The organism is Campylobacter sp. CNRCH_2015_1657, from assembly GCF_025772685.1.
GTDB lineage: Bacteria > Campylobacterota > Campylobacteria > Campylobacterales > Campylobacteraceae > Campylobacter_D > Campylobacter_D lari_D.
In genome coordinates this window covers 65,732-91,212 of the sequence record NZ_JAKMSO010000003.1, presented here as the reverse complement: position 1 = coordinate 91,212, position 25,481 = coordinate 65,732, and the positions used below count along the sequence as shown (strand labels likewise).

Annotated in this window: 26 protein-coding genes and 1 tRNA gene; 15 read left to right on the top strand and 12 right to left on the bottom strand. The window is 29.8% G+C overall.

The features are described 5' to 3' along the window. Window positions 1-2 precede the first annotated feature (2 nt). Together L8X27_RS03400 and L8X27_RS03395 are read right to left on the bottom strand one after the other, a co-directional pair. Window positions 3-2,012, bottom strand: a complete 2,010-nt coding sequence (locus L8X27_RS03400; RefSeq protein WP_263681044.1) for a BspA family leucine-rich repeat surface protein — start codon at window positions 2,010-2,012, stop codon at window positions 3-5. 102 nt (window positions 2,013-2,114) lie between these two features. Then, window positions 2,115-2,483 (bottom strand): hypothetical protein, encoded by a 369-nt coding sequence (locus L8X27_RS03395; RefSeq protein ID WP_257938893.1) that lies wholly within the window; start codon window positions 2,481-2,483, stop codon window positions 2,115-2,117. Between the two features lie 119 nt (window positions 2,484-2,602). Between L8X27_RS03395 and L8X27_RS03390 the strand changes: the two genes are divergently transcribed. Beyond that, window positions 2,603-2,890, top strand: coding sequence for a hypothetical protein (locus L8X27_RS03390; protein ID WP_263671418.1), 288 nt, complete (start codon window positions 2,603-2,605; stop codon window positions 2,888-2,890). A gap of 2 nt (window positions 2,891-2,892) precedes the next feature. On the opposite strand, the gene L8X27_RS03385 is transcribed toward L8X27_RS03390, so the two are convergent. Beyond that, window positions 2,893-3,993, bottom strand: a complete 1,101-nt coding sequence (locus L8X27_RS03385; RefSeq protein WP_263681043.1) for an HP0729 family protein — start codon at window positions 3,991-3,993, stop codon at window positions 2,893-2,895. Window positions 3,994-4,135: 142 nt separating this feature from the next. Between L8X27_RS03385 and rpmI the strand changes: the two genes are divergently transcribed. From rpmI to L8X27_RS03370, 3 genes are all read left to right on the top strand, one after another. Next, entirely contained in the window at window positions 4,136-4,327 is a 192-nt protein-coding gene (gene rpmI, locus L8X27_RS03380) for a 50S ribosomal protein L35 (protein WP_039617094.1), read from the top strand. Between the two features lie 98 nt (window positions 4,328-4,425). After that, a complete protein-coding gene (rplT, locus tag L8X27_RS03375; protein WP_039617097.1) occupies window positions 4,426-4,779 on the top strand; it encodes a 50S ribosomal protein L20 in 354 nt (117 codons plus the stop codon). Then, window positions 4,757-5,665 carry a DNA ligase gene (locus L8X27_RS03370; RefSeq protein ID WP_263681041.1) on the top strand — a complete coding sequence of 303 codons (909 nt, stop codon included), beginning with the start codon at window positions 4,757-4,759 and terminating at the stop codon, window positions 5,663-5,665. The genes rplT and L8X27_RS03370 overlap by 23 nt, the downstream gene beginning before the upstream one ends. Before the next feature lie 9 nt (window positions 5,666-5,674). Here the strand turns inward: L8X27_RS03370 and L8X27_RS03365 are convergent, their stop codons facing one another. Genes L8X27_RS03365 through L8X27_RS03355 form a run of 3 tightly spaced genes read right to left on the bottom strand, consistent with a single transcriptional unit; the run spans window position 5,675 to window position 8,059 of the window. Continuing rightward, window positions 5,675-6,484 carry a metal ABC transporter permease gene (locus tag L8X27_RS03365; RefSeq protein WP_263671421.1) on the bottom strand — a complete coding sequence of 270 codons (810 nt, stop codon included), beginning with the start codon at window positions 6,482-6,484 and terminating at the stop codon, window positions 5,675-5,677. Then, complete coding sequence (locus L8X27_RS03360; RefSeq protein ID WP_133319119.1) at window positions 6,477-7,226, bottom strand: metal ABC transporter ATP-binding protein; 750 nt, start codon at window positions 7,224-7,226, stop codon at window positions 6,477-6,479. The genes L8X27_RS03365 and L8X27_RS03360 overlap by 8 nt, the downstream gene beginning before the upstream one ends. Then, window positions 7,223-8,059, bottom strand: a complete 837-nt coding sequence (locus L8X27_RS03355) for a metal ABC transporter solute-binding protein, Zn/Mn family (RefSeq protein ID WP_263671422.1) — start codon at window positions 8,057-8,059, stop codon at window positions 7,223-7,225. The genes L8X27_RS03360 and L8X27_RS03355 overlap by 4 nt, the downstream gene beginning before the upstream one ends. 60 nt (window positions 8,060-8,119) lie before the next feature. Between L8X27_RS03355 and L8X27_RS03350 the strand changes: the two genes are divergently transcribed. Next, window positions 8,120-8,818: a class I SAM-dependent methyltransferase gene (locus tag L8X27_RS03350; RefSeq protein WP_133319121.1), complete on the top strand. Its 699-nt coding sequence runs from the start codon at window positions 8,120-8,122 to the stop codon at window positions 8,816-8,818. Window positions 8,819-8,827: 9 nt separating this feature from the next. Here the strand turns inward: L8X27_RS03350 and pyrC are convergent, their stop codons facing one another. From pyrC to L8X27_RS03330, 4 genes are read right to left on the bottom strand one after another with little or no spacing between them, the layout of a single operon-like run. Beyond that, complete coding sequence (gene pyrC, locus L8X27_RS03345) at window positions 8,828-9,820, bottom strand: dihydroorotase (protein ID WP_263671423.1); 993 nt, start codon at window positions 9,818-9,820, stop codon at window positions 8,828-8,830. 8 nt (window positions 9,821-9,828) lie between these two features. Next, window positions 9,829-10,059 (bottom strand): helix-turn-helix domain-containing protein, encoded by a 231-nt coding sequence (locus L8X27_RS03340; RefSeq protein ID WP_012660796.1) that lies wholly within the window; start codon window positions 10,057-10,059, stop codon window positions 9,829-9,831. Continuing rightward, window positions 10,044-10,415: a diacylglycerol kinase gene (locus tag L8X27_RS03335; RefSeq protein ID WP_263662705.1), complete on the bottom strand. Its 372-nt coding sequence runs from the start codon at window positions 10,413-10,415 to the stop codon at window positions 10,044-10,046. The genes L8X27_RS03340 and L8X27_RS03335 overlap by 16 nt, the downstream gene beginning before the upstream one ends. Next, window positions 10,415-11,962 carry a phosphoethanolamine transferase gene (locus L8X27_RS03330; protein WP_263671424.1) on the bottom strand — a complete coding sequence of 516 codons (1,548 nt, stop codon included), beginning with the start codon at window positions 11,960-11,962 and terminating at the stop codon, window positions 10,415-10,417. The genes L8X27_RS03335 and L8X27_RS03330 overlap by 1 nt, the downstream gene beginning before the upstream one ends. Window positions 11,963-12,061: 99 nt before the next feature. Here L8X27_RS03330 and L8X27_RS03325 point away from each other — a divergent pair, with 99 nt between their 5' ends. The 7 genes from L8X27_RS03325 to L8X27_RS03295 all read left to right on the top strand — a co-directional run bounded on the left by L8X27_RS03325 (window position 12,062) and on the right by L8X27_RS03295 (window position 21,075). Next, window positions 12,062-12,820, top strand: a complete 759-nt coding sequence (locus tag L8X27_RS03325) for an exodeoxyribonuclease III (protein WP_133319125.1) — start codon at window positions 12,062-12,064, stop codon at window positions 12,818-12,820. Between the two features lie 69 nt (window positions 12,821-12,889). Next, window positions 12,890-12,964, top strand: a tRNA-Glu gene (locus tag L8X27_RS03320). A gap of 218 nt (window positions 12,965-13,182) precedes the next feature. Beyond that, window positions 13,183-13,797 carry a BspA family leucine-rich repeat surface protein gene (locus tag L8X27_RS03315; protein WP_263681039.1) on the top strand — a complete coding sequence of 205 codons (615 nt, stop codon included), beginning with the start codon at window positions 13,183-13,185 and terminating at the stop codon, window positions 13,795-13,797. Window positions 13,798-13,929: 132 nt separating this feature from the next. Next, the gene (locus tag L8X27_RS03310; protein ID WP_263681038.1) at window positions 13,930-16,209 is read left to right on the top strand and encodes an anaerobic ribonucleoside triphosphate reductase; all 2,280 of its coding nucleotides are present in this window, start codon (window positions 13,930-13,932) and stop codon (window positions 16,207-16,209) included. Beyond that, on the top strand, window positions 16,181-16,690 hold the full coding sequence (nrdG, locus tag L8X27_RS03305) for an anaerobic ribonucleoside-triphosphate reductase activating protein (protein WP_263671426.1): 510 nt from the start codon (window positions 16,181-16,183) through the stop codon (window positions 16,688-16,690). The genes L8X27_RS03310 and nrdG overlap by 29 nt, the downstream gene beginning before the upstream one ends. A gap of 68 nt (window positions 16,691-16,758) precedes the next feature. Further along, window positions 16,759-17,412 carry a superoxide dismutase [Fe] gene (sodB, locus tag L8X27_RS03300; RefSeq protein WP_263681036.1) on the top strand — a complete coding sequence of 218 codons (654 nt, stop codon included), beginning with the start codon at window positions 16,759-16,761 and terminating at the stop codon, window positions 17,410-17,412. A 297-nt stretch (window positions 17,413-17,709) separates the two neighbouring features. Beyond that, the gene (locus L8X27_RS03295) at window positions 17,710-21,075 is read left to right on the top strand and encodes a hypothetical protein (RefSeq protein WP_263681035.1); all 3,366 of its coding nucleotides are present in this window, start codon (window positions 17,710-17,712) and stop codon (window positions 21,073-21,075) included. Between the two features lie 270 nt (window positions 21,076-21,345). Here the strand turns inward: L8X27_RS03295 and purM are convergent, their stop codons facing one another. Then, the gene (gene purM, locus L8X27_RS03290) at window positions 21,346-22,335 is read right to left on the bottom strand and encodes a phosphoribosylformylglycinamidine cyclo-ligase (RefSeq protein ID WP_263681034.1); all 990 of its coding nucleotides are present in this window, start codon (window positions 22,333-22,335) and stop codon (window positions 21,346-21,348) included. Window positions 22,336-22,393: 58 nt separating this feature from the next. Between purM and coaE the strand changes: the two genes are divergently transcribed. The 3 genes from coaE to L8X27_RS03275 are packed head-to-tail and all read left to right on the top strand — an operon-like array spanning window position 22,394 to window position 24,414. Further along, window positions 22,394-22,996, top strand: a complete 603-nt coding sequence (coaE, locus tag L8X27_RS03285) for a dephospho-CoA kinase (protein ID WP_263666455.1) — start codon at window positions 22,394-22,396, stop codon at window positions 22,994-22,996. Further along, window positions 22,983-23,732 (top strand): diaminopimelate epimerase, encoded by a 750-nt coding sequence (gene dapF, locus L8X27_RS03280; RefSeq protein ID WP_133319131.1) that lies wholly within the window; start codon window positions 22,983-22,985, stop codon window positions 23,730-23,732. Before coaE ends, dapF begins: the two co-directional genes overlap by 14 nt. Beyond that, window positions 23,707-24,414 carry a glucosaminidase domain-containing protein gene (locus L8X27_RS03275; RefSeq protein ID WP_263662697.1) on the top strand — a complete coding sequence of 236 codons (708 nt, stop codon included), beginning with the start codon at window positions 23,707-23,709 and terminating at the stop codon, window positions 24,412-24,414. The genes dapF and L8X27_RS03275 overlap by 26 nt, the downstream gene beginning before the upstream one ends. Here L8X27_RS03275 and L8X27_RS03270 read toward each other — a convergent pair. Then, window positions 24,411-25,472 carry an ATP-binding protein gene (locus L8X27_RS03270; protein ID WP_263660384.1) on the bottom strand — a complete coding sequence of 354 codons (1,062 nt, stop codon included), beginning with the start codon at window positions 25,470-25,472 and terminating at the stop codon, window positions 24,411-24,413. The genes L8X27_RS03275 and L8X27_RS03270 overlap by 4 nt on opposite strands. Window positions 25,473-25,481: the final 9 nt, after the last annotated feature.

Here is a 25,481-nt window from a genome sequence, read left to right as displayed (position 1 = left end):
GTTTATCCTTTATACCAGTATGGTAGCGGGTTTTGAGCGCTATATTCAAACATTCTTTCCATATATTTAACATTTGAAACATCCCAATAAGCTAAAGGTTGATTAAAACACTTGTTTCCATAGAACATACAACTCATATCTTTAACTTTAGAAACATCCCATGTATTTAGAGGTTGGTTGAAATAAACTGTATTGTAAGTTGTCCTAGGCAATCCATAAATATTAAATTCTCCAGCCATAAACATAGCCTGCATATTTTCCACACTTGAAACATTCCAGTTTTCTAAAGGTTGATTAAAGTTTTTTGCATTTTGAAACATACTACCCATATTAGTCACATTAGATACATCCCATTTTTCTAAAGGTTGATCGAAGCTTTCACAGCCATAAAACATGCCACTCATATTAGTTACATTAGATACATCCCAGTTTGATATATCATGGTTGAAATTTTTTGCACCATAAAACATGCCACTCATATTAGTTACATTAGATACATCCCAGTTTGATATATCATGGTTGAAATTTTCACAATCTTTAAACATATCACACATATTAGTTACATTAGATACATCCCATTCTTCTATACCGCTAAAATCTTGTCTTCTAGAATTTTTAAACAAGTAGCTCATATCAGTGATGTTAGATACATCAATATCAGCTAAATTTACACTTAAATGACTTACCAAATCTTTTAACTGCTCTTTGGTAGTTGGGGTATGTGGATAGTTTTTATTAGTATTTATCTTTTTAGAACTTTGCTCAAGATTATTTATATCATGCTGAATTTGCTCTGTTTTTAATAATTCTTGTTTAATAGCTTTAAATAACTCATCATAACTTGCAAAGAAAGTCTTATAAGAATACTCACTTAAAAAGATATTTTTGTTTTTATTTTTTAGTTGGTTAAATTCATCTTCTAAGTTTTGTTTTAAGTTTAGAAATTCTTTTTGTATGCGTTGAAGTTTAGATAAAAATTCATTTTTAGTTGCTTGATCTATCTTTTTAGCTTTACCATTTTTATGATAGCAAGCTTTATTAATCTCATCTTCTAAAGCTAAAAGAATGTTTTTAACTCTTAGAAATTCTTTCTCATCTACTTCATGAGTGAAATTTTCTTGTAGTATTTGTTTGATTATTTTTTTATCTTTTTCATTACTCCATAAACAATGCTCTAATAAAGCTAAGTCTATAGGTAGTATTTCCTTTCTATCGTTTAGATAGGCACATACTTTAAGAAGTTGGGCTATATTTTTATATCTTCTATCTGATATATAAATTAACTCATCTATATCTTCTAAGTTTTGATTATGTAGTTCTATGTCTGATTTGATGTTTAAAAGTATTTCCATCGCTTCGTCAGGAAATTCTACATTTTCACTCTCAATTAGAATTTTTTGTAGCTCTTCTGCTTGGAAATGATTTTTGATCATTATTTTTTCGCTTTTATTTCTAAGCAAATTCTCAAAACTCTCTCTTTGCTCTAAAGGCAATACCTCATATCTTATAAGCATTCTATCATATAAAGCTTCTAAGCCTTGATTAGTTGCAGGAAATTCATTAGAAGCACATATAAGTCCATATAAAGGAACTTCTATATTATCCTCTCCATCTTTATAAATTTTCTCATTGATAATAGTTAATAAAGTATTTAATATAGCAGGAGAACTTTTCCAAATTTCATCTAAGAAAGCAAAATTTGCACAAGGTAAATATCCTTTAGTTACTCTTTTTAATTTATTCTCTTTTAAAGCTTTAATATCTATAGGCCCAAATACTTCTTCTGGTGTAGAAAATCTATTCATCAAATAAGTAAAAAAATGATTATCTTCTCCAAAGGCTAAAGCACTTCTTCTTGCTATCATACTTTTAGCTGTTCCAGGAGGTCCATATAAAAATATAGATTTACCTGAAAAAAATGCCAATAAAACAAGTTTTATTACTTCATCTCTTTCTAATAATCCTTTGTTTAATTCTTGTATGATACTTTGTATTTTATTTGCATAAGACATGTTTATCCTTTGAATTTATTTTTAATAAAATAATAATATAAATATTTTTATGATTTAATAAAATGATAATTTATTTCAAAACCACCTTAGTGGTTTTGAGGTTTATTGTTGTGTTTGGATTTGTTCTTGTGGGGTTTTTGAGGTTTCGTTTGGATTTGCATTTTCAAAAATCTCTTTTATGCTAGCGCATGTTTGCTCGTATTTTTCTTTAAGCTCGGGATTATTTTCTATGGCTTCTTTTCCGCCAAATAAATCTGAAACAACCAAAGGTTCGTTGAAAAATTTATCATCCACCGCATCAACTACATTATAAACTTTTTCAGCGGCTTGCCCAAGCATTTCACATGCTATGTCTTTTGGATCATCAGTCCAGTATGCATTTTCTTCTTTGGTTTTGTCATACCATTTTTTTAATCCATATCCAGTTGCAGCTAAAGCAACTCCACCTAAAATAAAACCTAATTTTCCCATAAATAACTCCTTTTGTTTTGATTTACAAAAGGAATTATATTTTAGCTTTATGACAGGTTGTGTCATGACACAACTTGTCATGTAAAATTTGTATCATTTTAAAAAAGAAAGGATTTAAAATGGTAATACTCGCGCTTTTATGTATGGTAGCAATGGTGTTTTTACATATTAGTTTGTTTTTGATGTTTTTTATGTTTGCTATGTTTATATTTGGTATTTGTGTTGTGTATGGAGTTGTTGAGTTTATAGGCGGGGGTGTTTTGGCAAGCTTATCAATGGTAGTTTTATTTTTATGGGGAATTTATATGTATAAAAATGAAAAAGAGAAAGTATTTATCTATAGTTTATGCACATGTGGTTTTGTGGGGTTGGTGGTATCAGCACTTCTTGATAAGCAAGTGTTATGATGTTATAACACCTGTTTATCGTCTAATCTTTGCTTTTGTATTAAAATTCCTTTTAAAATGCTAAAAGTATCCATGCCTAAGATGAGATTTCTTAACTTTTTAGTTTGCTCTAGCGATGAGGCTTTTTCGTGTACAGCTGTGTTTCTTATATCTTGTAAAGTATTTATATGCTTGCAAAGCTCATAAATGATAAAATTTCTACATTTTATTTCAAGTAAGTCTTGAATTTGTTTATTGATAAGTAAAAACTTCATTGTACCTATATTTGGTTTATGTTTAAAAAAATCATTTAATGTATAAGCATTTTGTTGCACGCTATAGCTTATGTTTTTTATGCTTTCATCTTTTTGGCAAAGTTGCAAAAATATTTTTTTACAAAAATCATAAATTTCATATTCTAAGGTTTTAGAGTATTTAACGATGATAGAAGTAAAATCATACAAAGGATCTTGTTTGTTTTTATCAAATTCCATTTCAGCGTATATTATATTGCTAATGCTATCAGGGTGTAAAAGGTGAAAAAGTTCATTTCCAAAGATGTATTTTTTATAAATATCTTGAATTTGCAAATATTCTTGGTTTTTATAAATATCCAAATAATGTTTTGTTTCATCTAAAAAATAATCAATCTCGTTTTTTTGCTTGATGATTAAAGGATATATATAAGAATTTCCATAAATAGCATAAGAGTTGTTTTTATAATTTGGCGTGGTAAAATTTGATAGATAGTGATTTTTAACAGTTGTAAAATCTTCACGAACTAATTCTCTTAAATCTTCTATGATGAAATAATGCTCGATGTTAAAATTCTTTTCTTTATAATAACTTGGCAATAAATTCTCATCATCTAAACTTTTACTTACCTTTGTGACCTTTGCTACAAATAAATTCGCATAATCACTTAAAAAAAGTTGCAAAGGACTATCTTTACTAGTGCTAGTATAAATTTCATCTAAGTCTTTTTCAAAAGAATTGTTTTGATCGTTGATTTTTGATTTTACTTTGGCAAAAGCAACTTGGCCTTTATCATGTAAAATTTGCAAATGCTCTTTGATGACATTATCTTGATAGTAAGGATTATAAAGGATTAAAAGATTGTTCATGGTTTTCCTTGAAAATGTTTGATTTTGGTATTTTACTTAATTTTAAAGAAAAATTCTTAAGAAATGAATTTAATTTTTCTAAAGCATAGTTGTAGTAAAATGATAGCTTTCTTTTATGAAAAAATTGATCCAAAGGATACACATGCCAAAAATGAAAAGCGTTAAAAGTGCTGTTAAACGCTTCAAAGTAGGTAAAAATAAAATCAAAAGAGGTGCTGCTTATAGAAGCCACATTTTGACTAAAAAACCTGCTAAAAGAATGCGTGATCTTCGCACTTCTAAGTATGTTCACTCAACCAATGTTAAAGCGGTTGAAAAAATGTTAGGAATTTAAGCTCGCTTAAATTTAGTTTTTGACGAAAGTCATTCAAGCTCCCCTTATTTTAAAGGGCAAGATTCGTTTAACGAACGCCAATTTGTGAAAGGATAAATATGGCAAGAGTAAAAACAGGTGTTGTAAGACGCCGCAGACATAAAAAAGTTTTAAAACTTGCGCGTGGTTTTTATAGTGGTCGCCGCAAACACTTTAGAAAAGCTAAAGAACAATTAGAAAGAAGTTTGGTTTATGCGTATCGTGATAGACGCCGCAAAAAACGCGATTTCCGTCGTCTTTGGATAGTGCGTATCAATGCAGCTTGTAGACTAAATGATATTAGTTATTCAAGATTTATAAATGGTCTTAAAAAAGCAGGCATTGAGCTTGATAGAAAAATCTTAGCTGATTTAGCGATGAATGACGCAGCTGCTTTTGCTAAAATAGCAGATGCTGCTAAAAAAGCACTTTAATCTTACTGCAAGGCTTTTTATAAGCCTTGTTTTTCTCTTTACTTTCTTTTTAAATTCTCTTTTTGCTAAAGATATTTTGCTTTTTAAAGTTTATGATGAAAAAGCATTTAAAGATGTAAATTTAAGTCACTATCTCATGAGCGAAAAGCTCGATGGTATAAGAGGTCTTTGGAGTGGTAAGTCTATGCAAACAAGAGCAGGAAATACTATAAAACTTCCTTTATTTTTCACAAAAAACTTTCCTAAATTTGAATTAGATGGGGAACTTTGGATAAAAAGAGCTTCTTTTGAAGAAATTTCATCTTTAATACGCCAAGAAAATCCTGATGAAAAACTTTGGCAAAAAGTAAGTTATAATATCTTTGATGTGCCAAATGCTTGTGAGGAATTTAAGCTTGATCCTTGCACCTTAGAAGCAAGATTAGAAGTTTTGAAAAAGTATTTGGCTAAAAATCCAAATGATTTTATAAAAATTATTCCACAAGTTTCCATTAAAGATAAAAATCATTTAGAACAATTTTATCAAGATATCATTTTGCATAAGGGCGAGGGTGTGATCATAAGATTAAACAATGCGCCTTATGAAAAGAAAAGATCAAATAATGCTTTTAAACTAAAACCTTTTGATGATACAGAATGTGTTGTAAAAAAGCATTTTGAAGGTAAGGGAAAATTTGAAGGTAAAATGGGATCTTTACTTTGTGAAGCAGTGATTGAGGGTAAAAAAGTAAGTTTTAAAATAGGCTCAGGTTTTAAAGAAAGCGATCGCTTAAACCCTCCGCCAGTTGGTGCTATCATCACTTTTAAATACAACGGCTTAACCAAAAATGGTAAGCCAAAATTTGCTAGTTTTTTAAGAGTGCATGAAAATAGCGTTTTAAAATAAAAGTAAATTTCAACTTTTCTTTTCAAAAACTCTAAAACAAAGATAAAGCACAAAAGCTATACAAGCGCTAGCTATGATACAAGCTCCACTTGCAAGATTATAATAAAAACTCACAAAAAGCCCTATCACGCAAAAACTTATGCTCAAAAGCGTAGAGATGATCATCATTTGACCAAGCTTTTTAGAAAAACTTTCTGCGATAAATGCAGGTATGCTAAGTAAAGCTATCACAAGTATAAGTCCTACTACTTTGATACTTATAACGATACAAAAAGCCATCATCGCGATTAAAAGATAATGAAAAAGATTAGTTTTAACCCCTCTTAAGCTTGCAAATTCTTTATCAAAGCTTAGAATTTCAAATTGACGATAAAAAAGCAATACTAAAATGATAAAAATCACATCAATCACTGCAAATAAAACTATATCTTGTGTAGGCACAGACAAAATACTACCAAATAAATACCCCATTAAATCACCATTATACCCAGGGGTTAAGTCTATGAGTATGATACCAACAGCCATTCCAAAAGCCCATATAACCCCGACTATATTGTCACTTCTAAAAGGATATTTTTGTACTAAAAATGCTACAAGTAAAGCCAAAAAAAGAGTAAATAAACTCGTACTAACTAATACCGGCAAGCCAAAATAAAATGCTATGCCTATACCCCCAAAAGCCCCATGCGTAATGCCTCCTGCCATAGAGCTTAAGCGGTTGATCATGATCAAAGTCCCCATAATTCCACAAGCAATGCTAGTTAAAAATGCAGCTAAAAAAGCATTTTGTATAAAAGAGCTAGATAAAAGCTCAAGCATGATTTTCTCCTTTGCAACAACACCGCTCCAAGCTAAGCTCCACATCACAAAAATGCGTGTGATTTTGGCTTAAATGTGCTAGTAAATGTGCCTTTTTTTCAGGCGTATTTTCATGCAAGAATAACTCTTTGTTTAAATACGCGATTTTATTTGCATAAGCTAAGCTTACATTTAAATCATGGCATATTACTATCACACCAACCCCACTTTCGTGTAATTTTTTCAAAAGCTCAAAAATCTGTACCGAGCCTTTAGTATCTATGCTTGCAGTAGGCTCATCAAGGATTAAAAGCTTGCATTCACTTGCTAGGGCTCTTGCTATATAAACTCTTTGTCTTTGGCCTCCGCTTAATTCGTTGATTTTTTTATCCCAAAAATTTCTCATACCTACTTTTTCTAAGGCTAGTAAGGCTTGTTCTTGATCTTTTTTGGTATAAAAACCAAAGAATTTTTTATCCACCCTTCCCATCATCACCACTTCTAGCACGCGTACTGGAAAGTTTGGATTAGCTAAAGTATTTTGTGGGACATAACCTATATCCTTTAAACTTAAGTTTTCAAAGTTTATATTTTTATGACTATTTATCAAGCCTAGTATGAGTTTTAAAAGTGTAGATTTGCCTCCACCATTTGGTCCTACTATGGCTAAAAAGTCTTTACTTTCATAGTTTAGGTTAATATTTTTTAAAACCTCATCTTGGTTATATGAAAAGTTTAAATTTTTAATATTGATTTTTATCATTGTAAAACACTTGCTATATTTTTTGCATCTTTTAAAAGCTCATTTTTATAATCATTTGGCAAATGATCAAGTTCTATGATTTTAAGATTATAATTACTCGCTATAGCTTTAATGGTGTTGTTATCAGCTCCTTTTGGCACGAAAATAGCTTTGATTTGCTCTTTTTGTATGAGTTTTGCAAGTTTGGCTAAGTCTTTTGGCTTAGGTTCTTTCCCTTCTATTTCTACAGGAATTTGGCTTAGATGATATCTTTTTGCAAAATACCCCCAAGATGGATGATAAACTAAAAAATGCTTATTGTTTGTGTTTTTAAATAAAGCTTGTATTTGTAAATTTAATGTATCCATTTCTTTTAAGAAATTTTCTAAATTTTGTTCATAAAATGCTTTATTTTGTGGGTATTGTTCTATAAGTGCTAAGGTGATATTTTTAGCATGGGTTTTTGCTAAAAGTGGGTCAAGCCATGTGTGAGGGTCATCTCCATGATGATGATGTCCTTCGTGTACATGCTCTTGCAAAGGTATAAAATCAATGCTATTTTGAGTAGAGATGATTTTGGTATTTTTGAGATTATCTTTAAGTTTTAAAATCCAAATTTTTTCAAATTCTAAATTTGCAGTAAAGTAAATATCACTTTTTTCAAGCTTTAAAATACCACTTGGCTTAAATTCGAAAGTATGCTCATTTGCATTAGGCGGTATGACTATATTGATGTCCAAAGTGTCTTTAGCAATTTGCTTTACAAAATAAGCTTGTGGGGCTATACTAACACTTACCAAATCTTTGGCATATATACTTAAAAATGAAATCAAACACAAAAACAATACTCGCATAATTTTCCTTTCTAAAAACAAAAAAATATTATACTATATTAGAAAAAATAAGGAGTGAAGATGAATTTATGGAATAAAAAAGCAAAAAGCTATGCAAGATATAGTTCTAACTTAAACGAAATTCAAAAAGCCACTTTTGCAAAACTTGGATCTTTACAAGGCAAAATAGTGGTGGATATAGGCTGTGGGAGCGGTGTTTGGACTTTGCATTTAGCACAAAAAGCAAAAAGTGTTTTAGGTATAGACAGCTCTAGTGCTATGCTTGAAATTTTACAAGAAGATGCAAAAACTCATGCTATATCAAATATAAAAACTTTAAATTTAGACTTTGAAAATTTTTATAAAAACAATAACACAAATTTTGGTTTAGCCTTTTTGAGTATGTCTCCTGCTTTGCAAAATGAAAAAGACTATAAAGCTTTTTTAAACTTAGCTTCTAAAAAAGTGTATTTAGGCTGGGCGAGTAGGCGCAAAAGTAGCTTTTTAGATCCTATATTTGAGCATTTTAGCACGCATTTTAAAGGTTTTTATGAAGAGGATTTGCAAAGTTTTTTAAATGTACAAAGTATCCCTTATGAGTATGAAATTTTTAATGAAACTAGAGTAGTAAAAAGAGATAAGGATAGTGCGATAGAAAATGCTTTATGGCATTTGAGTATGAATGGCATTAATGCAAATAAACAAGAGTTAGAAAGCTTTGTAAAAGATGAGGTAGAAGAGATTATAGAAGCTAAGATAAAACTTTTGATTATTGATTAAATTTCAAGGCTAAATAACCTTGAAATTTAAAGTTTTTCCCGCCATAAATGGCACTACATCGCCGTATTTTTGCGCTACTTGCCATTCTTGTTTTTCTAAAGTGATGATTTTATCTTTTTCAAATTTAAGATTATGGATTTTACAAGCATTATCTGAAATAAATTTTTGTAAATTTGCTTCATTTGAGTGTTTTTCAAAAAGTTCAGCTAATACAGGCAAAATCACCGGTGCGCTAAATACGCCAGCTGCACACCCGCAGCATTCTTTAGTGTGCAATGGATGAGGTGCGCTATCGCTTCCAAACATAGCCTTTTCATAGCCGCTAAAAGCAAGCTCACATAAAGCGTCTTTGTCTTCATAGCGTTTTGCAATAGGCTTGCAAAATAAATGCGGATCCATCTTACCACCCACCACATCATCAAGGGTTATCATTAAATGATGTAAAGTGATAGTTGCGTATAAATTTTCATAATCTTTTAATAAATCACACAAAACCTTAGTGGTAATATGTTCCATTACAATTTTTAATTTTGGAAAATTTTTAGTTAATTTTTCATAGATTTTAGCAAAATTTGCCTCTCTATCCATTACAAAATCATTTGTTTCTCCATGTACAAGTAAAGGCAGGCCAAGCTCACTCATAGCATTTAGTGTAGGTTTTAACTTTTCTATATCAAAGCTTGAAATTCCATTATCTGAATTTGTAGTTATGCCTGCAGGATAAAGTTTGATAGCAAAAATTTCATCTTTAGCTTTTTCTAAAAAATTCTCATCATAGTCTTTAAAAAATAAAGTCATCAAAGGCGTAAAATCTTCATTTTTACATGCTTTTAAAATGCGTTCTTTGTAAGCTTTTAGTGTATTTATTTCAGTAAGCGGAGTGATTAAATTTGGCATGATAACTCCCGCTTTAAAGTCTTTTGCGCTAAATGGAGCTACAAGTTCAAGCATGCTTTCATCGCGTAAATGTAAATGCATATCCAAAGGGTTTTTAAGCGTCATTTTATCTCCTATTTGAGTTTATATAAGCCGTTTTTGAGCTTTTCAAGCAAAGCTTTTTCTTCTAAAAATTTAAAAGTAGAAATGATGGTTGGTTTGCTGATGTTTAACTTTTTAGAAAGTTCTTCGATATTTGCAAAGACAAAGCCATCTTCATTAGCATGAAGGGCTAAAAATTCTAAAATTTCAAAGCGTTTTTTACCAAAGATTTTTATGCATAGTGTTTTTACTTTATCATCCATTCTCTAGCCATATTAAAAAGAATAAAACTCCAAGTAATTATAGCCAAAACAACGCTAAAAAACACCCCGGCACTCGCACAATCTTTTGCTTTTTTAGCTAAGATGTGAAATTCGCTCGTACAAAGATCCACACAAGCTTCTATGGCAGAATTTAATGCCTCTATAATTAAAATCAAAACTAATACTAAAATAAGCACAAAATGTTCTAAAAAACTCGCAGGTAAAAATAAGCTTACAAAAATCAAAGGTAAGATAATGGCAAATTCTATTCTAAAAGCCATTTCATCTTTAAGCAAGAATTTAATGCCACTAAAGGCATAACTTGCATTTTTAAATAAAGAATACTTTGGCTTCATTAAGGATTTTCCTTTAAATTTTTACTATATAAGTCATAGTTTTCTTCATATTCTTTAGTTTGGACATTAAAATATCCTAATAAACTTGAAAAAATATTATCTTGAGATAATTTATAATCTTTCTTTTTTTGTAATTCTTGGATTAAATTATTATCTTTGCTCCAAAGAATCATAGGAACATGAGTTTGTTCTTTTGGTGCTATAAAATAGGGCATTCCATGAAGGTAAATTCCATTTTCTCCCAAACTTTCTCCATGGTCTGATACATACAACAATGAGGCATTTTGTGAAGGACTTTGCTTTAATAAGTCAATAAGACTTTTGATGATAAAATCTGTATAAAGTAAAGTATTGTCATAGGTATTAGTTAATTCTTCTTGCGAGCATTGTTGTAATTCATTTGTATCGCAAGTTGGCGTAAATTTTTTAAACTCATTTGGATAGCGCTTAAAATAAGCTGGTCCATGAGAACCTTGCAAATGAACGACTATGATTTTACTTGAAGATGGATTTTGTAATTGTTCTTTTACAAGCTCAAGTAAGCTCTCATCATAATCTTTTGAAATCAATTTATGTGCTATACGATCGCAGTTTCCTTTGCAACCTCCAGAATTATTTCCAAGCCAAACACTTTGAACTCCAACTCTTTGTAAAATATCTAAAGCATTTTCTTCATAAAGACTATTGTCAAAAGTAGCTCTTTTGTGTCTTGAAAATATACAAGGTAAACTTCTAGCAGTTGCTGTCCCGCAAGAGCTTACATTGTCAAAATATACTAAATTAGGTTCGTTTTTGGTATAAAAATTAGTATCATTTTTGGTATAACCACCCAAAGAATAGTTATTTGCTCTAGCGGTTTCCCCTATGACTAAAATCATAGTTTTGTTTAAGTCTTTTTCCATTTTCGCATCTAAAGCTATCTTTTGAAGTTCTTTTTCTGGAATAACTTCTAATTTTATATATTTAATTGCTGAATAAATTTGATAAAAGGGAGTGTTGTAAACTCTTACTTCATTATAAGTTCTTAAAAATGGTACAATACTTTTTGAAAAAATTCCAAGCAATCCAAAAGCAACAAATAAAGCAACAAATAAAGTGCCAAATTTAATGATTAAATGTTTTTTGATATTGTGATATTCTATTTTAGTTTTTATAACTAAAAATGCTGGAATCACAAAAGTAAAAAATATATAAACAAAAATATTAAAATTAATCAGATCGCGTACTTCTTTTTGATCAGTTTGCATAGCATTTCTAATCATATCATGATCTATAATAACACCATAATTGATCATAAAATAACTACTAATTGAACTCACACCTATTAAAAAAATCATTAAAATCTTGCTAAGATAAGGCAAAAATAATAAAGCGAAAATTCCAACTAATAGCGCAAAATATATAATTATATATAAAATAATGGAAATATCATTATTATGAGGATGTAAATTTTCGTGAATATAAGAAAACAATTTCAGATTGATACTAGTTATATAAAAAGCACTCAAAATAATAAATTTAAGCCACGATATATTAAAAAATTTCATGAAATCCTTTCAAAATTAAAGATTTAATTATAAATAAAAATGGTTAACTTAATATCTTTATGGTATGATTTTGCTTTTTGTAAGTTTAAGGATTAAATTATGAAATTATTATCATGGAATGTAAATGGCCTAAGGGCAATTTGTGATAAAAATGCACTTGATTGGATTGAAAAAGAAGAAATTGATTTTATAGGTTTTCAAGAAATCAAAGCACACGAGGATAAATTTCCAAAAAGAATTTATGAGTATCCTTTTAAACATATGTATTCAAATAGTGCTAAAAGAGCAGGGTATTCAGGTGTAATGAGCTTGTGTAATTTTGATTGTGAGGTAAAAAAATGTGAGTTTTTTGATGATGATGAGGGTAGAGTTTTAGAGCATAGCTTTAAAAATGTAGTTTTGTTTAATATTTACTTTCCAAATGGTCAAAAAGATGAAGAGCGTTTGAATTTTAAAATGAAATTTTATAATGACTTTTTAATGTATTTAGATAAACTTTTAAAAGAAGGTAAAGAAATTATCATCTGTGGAGATGTTAATACCGCACATCGTGAGATAGACTTAACCCACCCAAAAGCTAATGAAAAAACTTCAGGTTTTCTACCGATTGAGCGTGCTTGGATAGATGATTTATTAAAATTAGGTTTTATAGATACTTTTAGACATATAAATGGCGATGTTAAAGAAAAGTATTCGTGGTGGAGTTATAGAATGAAAGCAAGAGAAAGAAATGTAGGCTGGAGGATTGATTATTTTTTCATTTCTAATGGCTTAAAAGATAAACTTAAAAATGCTTTTATAAGAGATGATATTTTTGGCTCAGATCATGCTCCTGTAGGGATAGAAATCGATATTTAAGGTATTTTTTAATGCCTTAAATAATTATTAAGTAAAAATTGTTATAATTTCATCTTAAAACTGCAAAATGGCCCATTCGTCTAGCGGTTAGGACATCGCCCTTTCACGGCGGTAACACGAGTTCGAGTCTCGTATGGGTCACCACTTACTATTTTATATCCGCTTTTTTTGATAATCATTGTCATATTTTACAAAAAGTTACATTGTTCGATTTAAATATTTTTTATTTGTTTTATCTTATTTAAATTAAGTTTATTTTAAAATACTTATTATTAATATATTGAAAGTTATTGTTAATAATTTGTAAATTTTTTACATTGACTTCACACTTGTTTTTTAAAATATACAAAAAGGAGGACAAAATGTATAGACCTAAAAGCAAAAATGAGTTAATGAATTTGGTGCATAATGAAAGAATTTCTCTAAGGGATATTGAAGTATCTTTGATTGATGATTTTTCTTATGTATTTTATTATTCTAAAAGATTGGATTTTTTAGGTATTGAACATTGGGATGTATCAAATGCTAAAGATATGTCTTATATGTTTTATTGTTGCGAAAGTTTTAATGCAAATTTGTCACGCTGGAATGTTTCTAAAGTTGAAAATATGGCAAGTATGTTTTTTAACTGCAAAAATTTTAATCAAGATTTATCAAAATGGGATACTCAAAATTTAAAAGATATGTCTTATATATTTTTTAATTGTGTTAATTTCAATCATTCTTTATTGCATTGGAAAACTTCAAATACTACCAGAATGGCACATTGTTTTGAAAACTGTCATGCGTATGAGCATAGTGTTGTGAATTGGGATGTGCAAAATGTAATTACTATGGCATATCTTTTTCACAATTGCAAAAATTTCCATCATGAGCTAGATGAGTGGAATATCCAAAAGGATTGTAATACTGAAAAAATGTTTGGAAATCGTGGTATTGATAAACTTTATGCAGTAAAAGGTATAGAGTTAGAATAAACAAAATTCACACAATTTTTGTGTGAATTTTTCTTTTGTCTTTTTAAGTTTTTCATCAAGTTTTTGTACTAAACTTATCTTCATAAAGCGTTATTTTTTAGCTTCTAGAGATTATTTTTTAGGAAAATTTACATGAAAATAAAATTTATTACAAAAAGAGATAAAAGTCAAGTTGCATTTGATATTTTTAAAATTAAAAATGCTATTTTTAGAGCCAATATAAACTCTACTGATAAAAAATTAGAAAATGATGAATTAGGTAGGCTTTGTGATGAGGTTGTAGCTTTGCTTGATGAAAATCATGCACAGGTAGAACAAATTCAAGATAAAGTTGAAGAGGTTTTAATAAAAAATGCTTTAATCAATACTGCAAAATCTTATATATTATACCGCCAAAAAAGAACACAAATCCGCAATGGTAGCTATGATTTGCTAAATTTGTATGATGATTTAACCTTCAAAGATTCCAAAGAAGCTGATTTAAAAAGAGAAAATGCCAATATCAACTCAGATAGTGCTATGGGTATGATGTTAAAATATGGTTCAGAAGGAGCAAAATACTATGTAGATGAGTGTATTTTACCAAAACATATCGCAAATGCACATAAAAATGGCGATATACATATACACGATAAAGACTTTTATATGCTAACACAAACTTGTTGTCAAATAGACTTGTTAAAGCTTTTTGAAAATGGTTTTAGCACTGGACATGGAAGTTTGCGTGAGCCAAATGATATCAGATCTTATGCTTCTTTAGCTTGCATTGCTTTACAGGCTAATCAAAATGAAATGCATGGAGGTCAATCTATACCAAATTTTGATTTTGCTATGGCAAAGGGTGTGGCAAAGACTTTACAAAAAGAGTATAAAAAGGCTATAAATGCTTTTTTTGAAATAAAATTAGAGCAAAACTTAGATGAGCAATGCTTTAAAAATGCTAATTTTCAAGTTTCAAGCGAAAAAGAATGCTTTAAAGAGCTTTTAAAGCTTGATTTAAATAGTGATGAGAATTTTTTAAAACAAGCAAATGCTTATGCTTACAAAAGAGCATTAAAGCAAACCCAAGATGCGACTTTTCAAGCTATGGAAGCTTTGGTGCATAATCTTAATACTATGAACTCAAGAGCAGGAGCTCAAGTGCCTTTTAGCACGCTAAATTATGGCACCGATACTTCTTTTGAAGGGCAAATGGTAATAGAAAATTTACTCAAAGCCACGATGAAAGGCTTAGGAAATGGTGAAACACCAATTTTTCCTGTGCAAATTTTTAAAGTAAAAGAAGGTATTAATTATAATGAAAAAGATCCAAACTACAAGCTTTTTAAACTCGCTATAGAATGTGCTTCTAAAAGACTTTTTCCAAATTTTAGCTTTTTAGATGCAAGCTTTAATGCAAAATACTATAAAAAAAATGATTATAATAGTGAAGTAGCTTATATGGGTTGTAGAACTAGGGTTATGGCAAATGTTTATGATGAGAGCAAAGAAATCACAAGTGGCAGGGGAAATTTAAGCTTTACAAGTATAAACCTTGTGCGTTTAGCCATAGAAGCCAAAGGAAATTTAGAGCTTTTTTACTCACTTTTAAAAGAAAAATTAGAGCTTGTGTATGAGCAATTACTTCATAGGTATAAAATTCAAAGTCTAAAAAAGGTTAAAAATTTCCCATTTTTAATGGGCGAGGGAATTTGGATAGATTCAGATTCTTTAAAAGAAAATGATAGCGTAGAAAAAATCATAGCACACGGGACTTTGGCTATAGGTTATATAGGACTTTGTGAGAGTTTAATAGCTTTAGTAGGTTCTCATCATGGACAAAGTCAAGAAGCAAGGGACTTAGGTTTGCAAATCGTGCGTTTTATGCGTGAATTTGTCGATGAAAAAGCACTCAAAGACAAACTGAATTTTTCACTCATAGCTACCCCGGCTGAAGGCTTAAGTGGAAGATTTTTAAAGCTAGATCAAAAAAAATACGGCATTTTAAAAGGCATAACTGATAAAGAATTTTATACTAATTCTTTTCATATTCCTGTGGATTTTCCTATTAGTATATATGAAAAAATTCAAATCGAAGCCCCATATCATGAGTTAAATAATGGCGGGCATATTACTTATGTAGAATTAAACGGCGATGTGAGTAAGAATTTAGAAAGTTTTGAACGCATTATAAAATGTATGAAAGAAAGCAATATAGGCTATGGCTCGATTAATTTCCCACTAGATAGAGATCCGGTATGTGGTTATAGTGGTGTGATAGATGAGTTTTGTCCAAAGTGCCATAGAAAAGAAGATGATATTAAATTTGAACGCATAAGAAGAATCACAGGTTATTTAGTAGGAACGCTTGATCGTTTTAATGACGCTAAAAAAGCTGAAGTTCATGCAAGAATTAAACACGATTTTTCTTAGATTAGCCGGTGTTGTAAAAGAATCCATAGTCGATGGCTATGGTTTGCGTTATGTGATTTTTACTCAAGGCTGCCCTCATCATTGCAAAGGTTGTCATAATCCACAAACACATGATTTTAACAAAGGATATTTGCAAGATTTAGCAAGTTTGTATGATGATATTTGTAAAAATCCTTTGCTCCAAGGTGTTACTTTTAGTGGCGGGGAGCCTTTTATGCAAGCAAAAAATTTAAGTATTCTAGCAAAGCACATTAAGGCTTTAGGGCTTGATCTTACTATATATACAGGTTTTACTTATGAAGAGCTATTGCAAGAACAAGCTATGAAAGAATTGCTTATCTTAGCTGATGTTTTGATAGATGGGAAGTTTATTTTAGAGCAAAAAGACTTATCTTTAAAATTTAAAGGTAGTAAAAACCAACGCATTATCGATGTAGCAAAAAGCTTAGAACAAGGCAAAGTAATACTTTTTGAAAAATAAAGACTCATTTAGTCTTTTTTAACTTAACTATGTTAGAATGCTATAAAATTTAAAAAAAGGAGAACAATATGTTTGAATTAAGAAAACTACCTTACGAAGCAGACGCTTTTGGAGACTTTTTGAGCGCAGAAACTTTTGCATTTCATCATGGCAAACACCATCAAACTTATGTAAATAACCTAAACAATCTTATTAAAGATACTGAATTTGCAGGAAAAGATTTAGTTTATATCATACAAAACTCAAATGGCGGAATTTTTAACAACGCTGCTCAAGTGTATAATCATGACTTTTATTTTGACTGCATTAAGCCAAAAGCATGCTGTGGCTGTGGCTGTTCTTTAAGTGATGAGTTTAAAGCAGCGGTTGAAAAAGACTTTGGTTCTATGGAAAATTTAAAAGAAGAATTCATCAAAGGAGCTACAGGAGTATTTGGTTCTGGTTGGTTTTGGCTAGTTTATAACACTCAAAATCAAAAATTAGAATTAGTAGCTACAAGCAATGCTGCTACACCTATCACTGAAGGTAAAGTTCCACTTTTAGTAGTTGATGTGTGGGAGCATGCTTACTATGTAGATCACCGTAATGCACGCCCTGTGTATTTAGACAAATTCTACGCACACATTAACTGGGAATTTGTAGTAAAAGCTTATGAATGGGCTATCAAAGAAGGTATGAATTCAGTAAGCTTTTATGCAAATGAACTTCATCCTATAAAATAAGAAAAAAGTCTCTTATTTTTAAGAGGCTTTTTTTAATCAAAGCTAAATTATCTTAAGAATAACAACAATAAAAATATCCTAATTTACACAAATAATTAACAAAAGCACTATCATATTTAAAAAATATTAATAATTATTTTTTATCATTACAAAAAATTTTAATAAATCAAGGAGTTTTAATGTCTTATTTTATGGGGGGGGGTATGTGAAAATAATCCCACTTTAAAATCATCTTATTCAAACAATAATCTTTCTTTTGTTAAAAAAATTTTCTTATCTTTAGCGACTATATCTTTTTTGGCAACCTGTACCAATGCTAGTATAGTAACTATAAATGACCAAAATTCTAATAGTAGTGTTAAAAACACTAAAACCAAACAAGTAAAAAATTCAAAAAATATTAGTGGTGGTGGATGTAGTAGCGGTACAGAGTGTACCATAAATGATAAACAAACAGGAATAGTAACCATAAATGGAAGTGATGGTGGTACTTTAACTATTACAGATAAAGGTAGTGTTACAAACTCAAATAAACATGCCGTAGAAATTATGAATAGTGCTACTAATGTAACCATTAATAATGCTGGTACAATAAAAAGTACAGCTAATGGTAATAATCATGGTATAGAGATATGGGGAAAATCTACTGTATATAAAATCACTAATACAGGTTTAATTGAAGGCTCTAAGTCTGGTGTTAGTGTAACATCTGATAGTACTACTTTAAAAAATTTAGAAAACAGCGGGATTATAAAAGGTGGTTCTAATGGTATAAAAGTTGATAAAGGAGGTAAATTAGAAACGCTTAATAATACAGGTACCATAATTGGAAATAGTGTTAATAGTGGTTGGTATGATTCTGGCATACATGTTGATAAGGGATCTTCAATTAATACGATTAACAATTCTGGATCTATACAAGGAACAACTGGTATATATGCTTATGGAAATATAGGTACAATTATAAATGATGGATATATTAAATCTACGGGATCAGGAGATTTATCAGGTGGCGTTAAAATAGAACAAGGTGCTACTATTGAATCTATAGTTAATACCGGTACAATTGAATCTGCCAGTTATGGACTTAATGTATCTTATGGAAAATATGGAACAGTAGAAATAAAAGATGGTGGAAAAATAATAGCTAAAAAAAGTGGTATACATATAAATCAATGGCAAAAATTAGGAGATTTATATGTTGATAATGGTAGCATTTATGGAGGAGAAAGTGGTGTTTTCTTAAGTGCGGGTTCTACTACAAGCGATATATCTATAAAAAATGGTGGCATGATATATGGTGGTAGTTATGGGATGTATTTTGATCACGCATATTTAAATAAAAACACAACTATAGCTGGAGAAAATTCTGCAATACATGGTGGAATTGCTGGAATTTATTTAAGCAGAGGATCTGCTTTAAAAGGAACTATAGAGGTTAAAGAGAAAGGTATGATCTCAGGTGGTGAGAATGGATTTGGTATTATAAATGCTGATAGTGCTAATATAGGCGGATCTATTTTAATCAGTAGTGGCGGTGTGGTTACTGGTATTTTAAATAAAGATAATGCTAAGATTACCGGAACTATAAAAGTGGATGGAGAAGGCTCTTCTATAGTAGGTGGTATAATAAATCAAGATAATGGTAAAATAGAGGGTTCTATAGAGGTTAATGATAAAGGACAGATAGATAGTATCATCAATGCTGGAAGTGGAGAGATTAGCGGTAGTGTAAAAGTAGATAATCACTCTAAAGTTGAGAATATTATCAATGGTGCTTTGGCAAGTTCTTTTTATAATAATGGAGTTTCTACTGGTAAAATTTCAGGAGATGTTAGCGTTGATAATGGAAGTATAGTTGGAAGCATCATCAATGCTGGGCAAGGAGAGATTACTGGTGGTATTAAAGTTGATAATAATAGCGAAGTTACTAATATTTCTAATTCTGGTAATGGGCTTATTAGCAGTGATGTTAGCGTTGATAATGGCTCAAAAGTAGGTAATATCATTAATGATGATTATGGAAAAATTACAGGGGATGTATCTATAGGTAAAGATTCTTCTGTAGATAAGATTATCAATAGTGGTCATGGTAGTATAGGTGGAAATATTACAAACAATGGTAATTTAGGCTCAATTAACAATAGTGGTTCTATCAGCGGTTCTATTGAGAATAACAACGGTGATTTAGAAATCAAAAATGATGGAGATTTGGGAGGTTCTATCACTGTAGGTAGTGGTGGTGGTAATACTTCTATTTCAAATGGTTCCAATGGTAATATCGGCGGTGGTATAGTTAATAATGGTAATAATGATGTTAATATAGATAACCAAGGTACAGTTAAACCTGATAAAGATGGTAATCACATTACTAATAATGGTAATGGTAATGTAAATGTAGGAGATTGGATAGTAAAACCAAATGAAGATGGTAGCTTTGATGGAGCTATTAATGTAGGTGGAAATGGAAGTGGTTCTACAAATATAGATAATATCACAGTAGATACTTCAGATCCAAATTTTGATGCAAGCAAACCTATCAATCCTGACAATATAGTTAATAATACTGGTAGTGGTGGTAACATAGGAGTAGGTAATGTTGGCTCAAACAATGATTTATTAAATCTAGTATATGATCCAATTTCAGGAACTTATAAAACCTTAGCAGATGTAAGTGCTGGTGTGGGTTCTGTTATGGCTCAAACAATAATTAACACTTATATGATGAGATCATTCTTCCTTGATACTGTTTTAGATGATGCATCAAGAATGGCTTACAAACATGCAAGAATACACAATAATCATAAAACAAATAAAGACTTAGTAGGTTTTGATGCAGATGAGCATTATCACGGCTTTATATTGCCTTATTTTTCATCTAATAGCATTAAGCTTTTAGGAACAAATGATTATTCTAAAGGAAATACTAAAGGTATAGTAGCAGGTTTTCATACCTTAAAAGATATAGGTATGCTAGGAGCTTATGTAGGAACTGAAGAAGCTAATATGGATACTAAAGATTACTTTTCTTTAAAAATGCAAACAGTGTATGCTGGTTTGAAGTATTCTAATATTTTATTAGAAGATGAGATAAAAGAAGCCTTTTTTAAATTCCATACCAAAGCGGCATATACCAAAAATGATGTGCAAAAATTTGTTGATAAAGGAAAAAGAGAGGCTAATGGTAATACAGATACCTATGGTTATGGAGCAAGTATTGGAACTGGTATGAATTTTTATTTAGATGGGGCAGATAATATAATTACTCCTGAGGTGTCTTTAAACTATGAAGGTGGTTTCACAAAAGCTTTCAGCATGCATGGAGATGGAGCATTAAATCATGAAAGATATTATAAGAGTGAATTAAATCTATTTTCAAGTACGGCATCTCTTAAATGGCTTAATAAATGGCATCCACAAATTAGCACTTCATTTGAAGCAGGTGCAAGAATTAATTTTAATCCTGAAGTAGAATCAAGAGTAAATTTTGCAAACTTAAAAGCAAGTGAAACCTTAGATTTGCCAAGAACTTATCAATATGCAAGTGCGTCTTTGATTTTTTCTTTGGCAGAAGATTTAGAAATGTCATTTAATTATAATGGAACTTTTGCAAATAATTCTCATTCGCATACGGGATTTTTACAGTTTGACTTTATATTTTAATAATGATTAACTAAGCCTTTTAAGGCTTAGTGTTTAATTAATTGCCCAGAGTTTGCTTAAAACAGATTATAAAATGACAAAATAAAAATTTAAAAAAAGCACAATTGGTACAATAAAGTTAAGAATGTGCCAATGTTGAATATAAAAACTATAAAAGTTTTTAGTATTATAAATAATTTAAAAACAATAAACTCCTTATTAAATACACTCTATCACATTAAGCTTATTTTTAAGCTCAATGTGATTTATTAGCAAACTCTAGAGAGTTAATTACTCTAAAACAACCCCTTCATTTAGCACAACTTCGCCTATTACATAAGCATCTGAGTTCTCTAAAACTTTTCCTACATTAGATGGATCTACCACCATAACTAAGCCCACACCCATGTTAAAGCTTCTATACATTTCAGCTTCTTCTACGCTTTGGCCTATTTGATAAAAAATTTCAGGAGTTTTTAGATGATGTTTTCTAATAATAGCACCTATTCCTCTTGGAAAAACTCTAGGTAAATTTTCTACTAAACCACCACCTGTTATATGAGCTAGTGCATTGATGAAAGGTTTTAATTTTAAAAAGTCTTTTACATAAATTCTTGTAGGTTCAAGTAAAATATCGATTAAATTTTTACCATCTACTTTATCATCAAATTTAAGCTTTTGTGCTTCAAATAATACTTTTCTAGCTAAAGAATATCCATTAGAATGAAGCCCACTACTAGGCAAAGCTAGTAAAATATCTCCATTTTTTACAAAATTTCTTCTATCTATTTCATCTTTTTCAGCCATGCCCACTGAAAAACCTGCTAAGTCAAAGTCATTGTTATGATACATTCCAGGCATTTCAGCAGTTTCTCCGCCTATTAAGGCACAATTTGCTTTTTTACAACCATTAGCAATCCCTGCTACAACCTTTTTAGCTACTTCTACATCTAACTTTGCACTTGCATAATAGTCTAGAAAAAACAAAGGCGTAGCAAAATTGCAAATTAAATCATTCACGCACATTGCTACTAAATCTTCGCCTATTGTGTCAAATTTTTGACTATCAATAGCAAGACGCAACTTTGTGCCTACCCCATCTGTTGCTGCTAGCATAACAGGATTTTTAAAACCACTTGGCATGGCAAAAGCACCTGAAAAAGAACCTATGCCACCTAAAACATTTTCATTAAAAGTTTCTTTTACTAAAGGCTTGATTGCTTCTACAAAAGTATTACCATTATCTATACTTACGCCCGCATCTTCATAGCTTATATTCATTTATCTTCCTTTAAGAATTTAAAAGGTATTTTAACTAAAAATATTTTAAGGTTAAATTATGCAAAATGCTTATTTTGTGACTTCAAGTATAGCAGGTGGAAAGTCAAGCTTTATAAAAATAGTTCAAAATTTGGGTTTTGATACTTTAAGTGCAGATGTGATAGCTCATGAGCTTTTAAATGAAAATGCTAATTCCATAGCTAAACTTTTTGATAATAATGATTTAATCATAGCAGGAAAAATAGATAGAAAAAAGCTTGGTGCTATTGTATTTAATGATTTAAACGCCAAAAAAAAGTTAGAAGGTTTTTTACATCCTAAAATCAAAGAAGAAATTTTACAAAAAGCACTAATTTTAGATAAAAAAAATAAGGCTTTTTTTATAGAATTACCTTTATTTTTTGAAAATAATCATTATCAAGATCTAGGAAAAAGTATATTGATTTATGCTCCAAAAGAAATTTTATTAAAAAGATTAATACAAAGAGATAATTTAGATGAAAATGAAGCCTTAAAAAGAATTAATTTGCAACTTGATATAGAAGAAAAACTAAAAAAAGCAGATTTTGTGATAAAAAATATTTCAAGTTATGAAAAATTTGAAGAAAATGTGCTAAATTTTTTAAAACATACTTTAAAGGTTAAAAATGAAATTTTATAAATATTGTGCAAGCGGAAATGATTTTGTAGTATTTGCAGATGGTGAAAAAAAAGATCGTAGCGAGTTAGCTAGAATTCTTTGTAATCGTTATGAGGGCATAGGTGCTGATGGGCTTATAGTAGTTGTGCCTCATGATAGATATGATTTTGAATGGGAATTTTATAATTGCGATGGCAGTAAAGCAAATATGTGCGGTAATGGATCGCGTGCAGCAGCTCATTTTGCTCATCATTATCTAAAAAAATCACAATATTTAAATTTTTTAACTGGAGCAGGACTTATAAAATCATTTGTTGATGATGACATGGTAGAGATTAAATTAAGTGGAGTGAAGGATATTAAAGAAGCTTTTAAACATAAAGATAGAATTTGGCAAGGATGTAATACAGGTGTGCCACATATGGTGACTTTTGTTGATGATTTAAATGAATTTGATGTAAATTTATGCAAAGAAGTGCGTAAAAAATATAACGCAAATGTTAATTTTGCTAAAATAGAAAATGAAGAATTTATAAGAGTTAGAACCTATGAACGCGGGGTAGAAGATGAGACTTTAGCTTGTGGTACAGGTATGGGAGCTTGTTTTTATCTTGCTTATTTAAATCAAAAAGTTAAAGATGATATTTTAGTAAAGCCAAAAAGCAAAGAAAATTTATATTTTAGATTAGAGGATGATCAAATATTTTTCAGAGGAAAGGTAAAGTGCTGTTTTGAAGCTGATTATAATTTTACTTAGTAGTTTTTTATTTTTAAAAGCTGAATTTATAGCAGGTTTTGATAAACATTATTATGCTTTAAGTATAAAAGAAAAGCGTGAAGTTTTTATCAAAAAAATCAATGCTTTGTTAGATGTTTCTTTCAAAGAAATTGAAAATGAAAAAGAATTTATAGATATTTTTTTTGAGGAAGCTTTAAAGAGTAATTTTAGAAAACTAAATTCTAATGCTGTGCAAAAACTATGGTTTTTAAAAGAAAAATATCGCGTTAAAAATTTATACGATCACAAGGAATACCAACTGCGTATCCAAAAAGTTCCAAAATCTTTAGCCATAGCCCAAGCAATTATTGAAAGCGCAACTGGTACAAGTCGTTTTGCTAAAGAAGCAAATAATTTATTTGGAGAATGGACTTGGGGCGAGAAAGGTTTGATTCCAAAAGAAAGAAGTGAAGGTAAAACTCATAAAATTCGTATATTTGATAGCTTACAAGAAAGTGTGGATTCATACTTGCTAAATTTAAATCGTCATGATGCTTATAAGGAATTTAGAGCTTGGCGGTGGGATGCTATAAATCAAAATGAAAAACTTGATGGTAAAGAAGCGGCAAGTCATTTGGAAAAATATTCAGAGATTAAAAGTAATTATACCAAGCTTATTATTTCTATCATAAATCAACATAAGCTTGATGAGTTAGATTAATTTCCTAAAGCCCACTCATCAAAAGGTAAAATCATCACACGCACCCCTTCTATGAAAAACTCATCTCTTTGTGAAAGCGTGATGATATAAATAGTTGAAAGTGCGAGTTGGTTTTTACTAAGTATTTTTTTGACTTTTAAACTAAGTAAATCTTTATCTTTAAAGGGCGAGCATAAAAATGCATTTTTAAGACTTGGTAAGTAAAAATCAAAATGCTTAGTATAAAAAATTTCTTGTTTAAATTTAAATAACTCGCTTAAAATCAAATTTTCAAACAAAGCACTAAAGTCTTTTTGTATACTTAGAGAATTTTTTAGTGAAAAGTCCCAAAAATATACTTTTTTTAAATTTTTTTCAAGATTTTTTACAAAATACAAAGTGTAGTTTGATTCTAGTTTTTCTATGCTTTTATATAAGGTATCTTTGGAAATTTTTATACTATTTTTTAGAGTTTTTAATAGTTCATTAACGCTAAATTCATTCCCAAGTTCTAAGGCGATTTGTTTGAGTATGGTAAGCTCTAATGGGGTATAAAAGCTTTTTAGGTATGATGAGTTTGTGTTAAAGTTGTGATTTAAAATCACATTGCGCCCTGTGTGTAAAAAATAACTTACCATGGTTTTGGTATCAGCATATTTTTTATTTAGGCTTAAAAATTCTTCAAAATCTAAATAGTCTAAATGAAGTTCTTCAAACTGATCTAAGCAAAAATTACTATCACAAACGCTTAGTATGATTTGCAAGTTAAGATGTTTTAAACTAGCAAAGTCAAAATCATGAGCAAAGTTGCAAAGTGCTAAAAATTTAATTTGTGGATTATAAGTTAAAAACGAATTTAGATTTATTAAAGCACTTGCTTGAAATTTTAAATCATCACAATCAATAAAAAGTATATTTTCACTTTTGTACAAAGATAAAAAATTTAAAATTAAATTTTTCTTACCACTTGCAAAACCACCTTTTATAATGATGTTTTTATGGGTTTGAATTTGAATTTTTCTTTCATCAAATTTTTGAAATTTTGGGTAATTATCGTAAAAAAATTGTAGTGATTTCATAAATTTCTT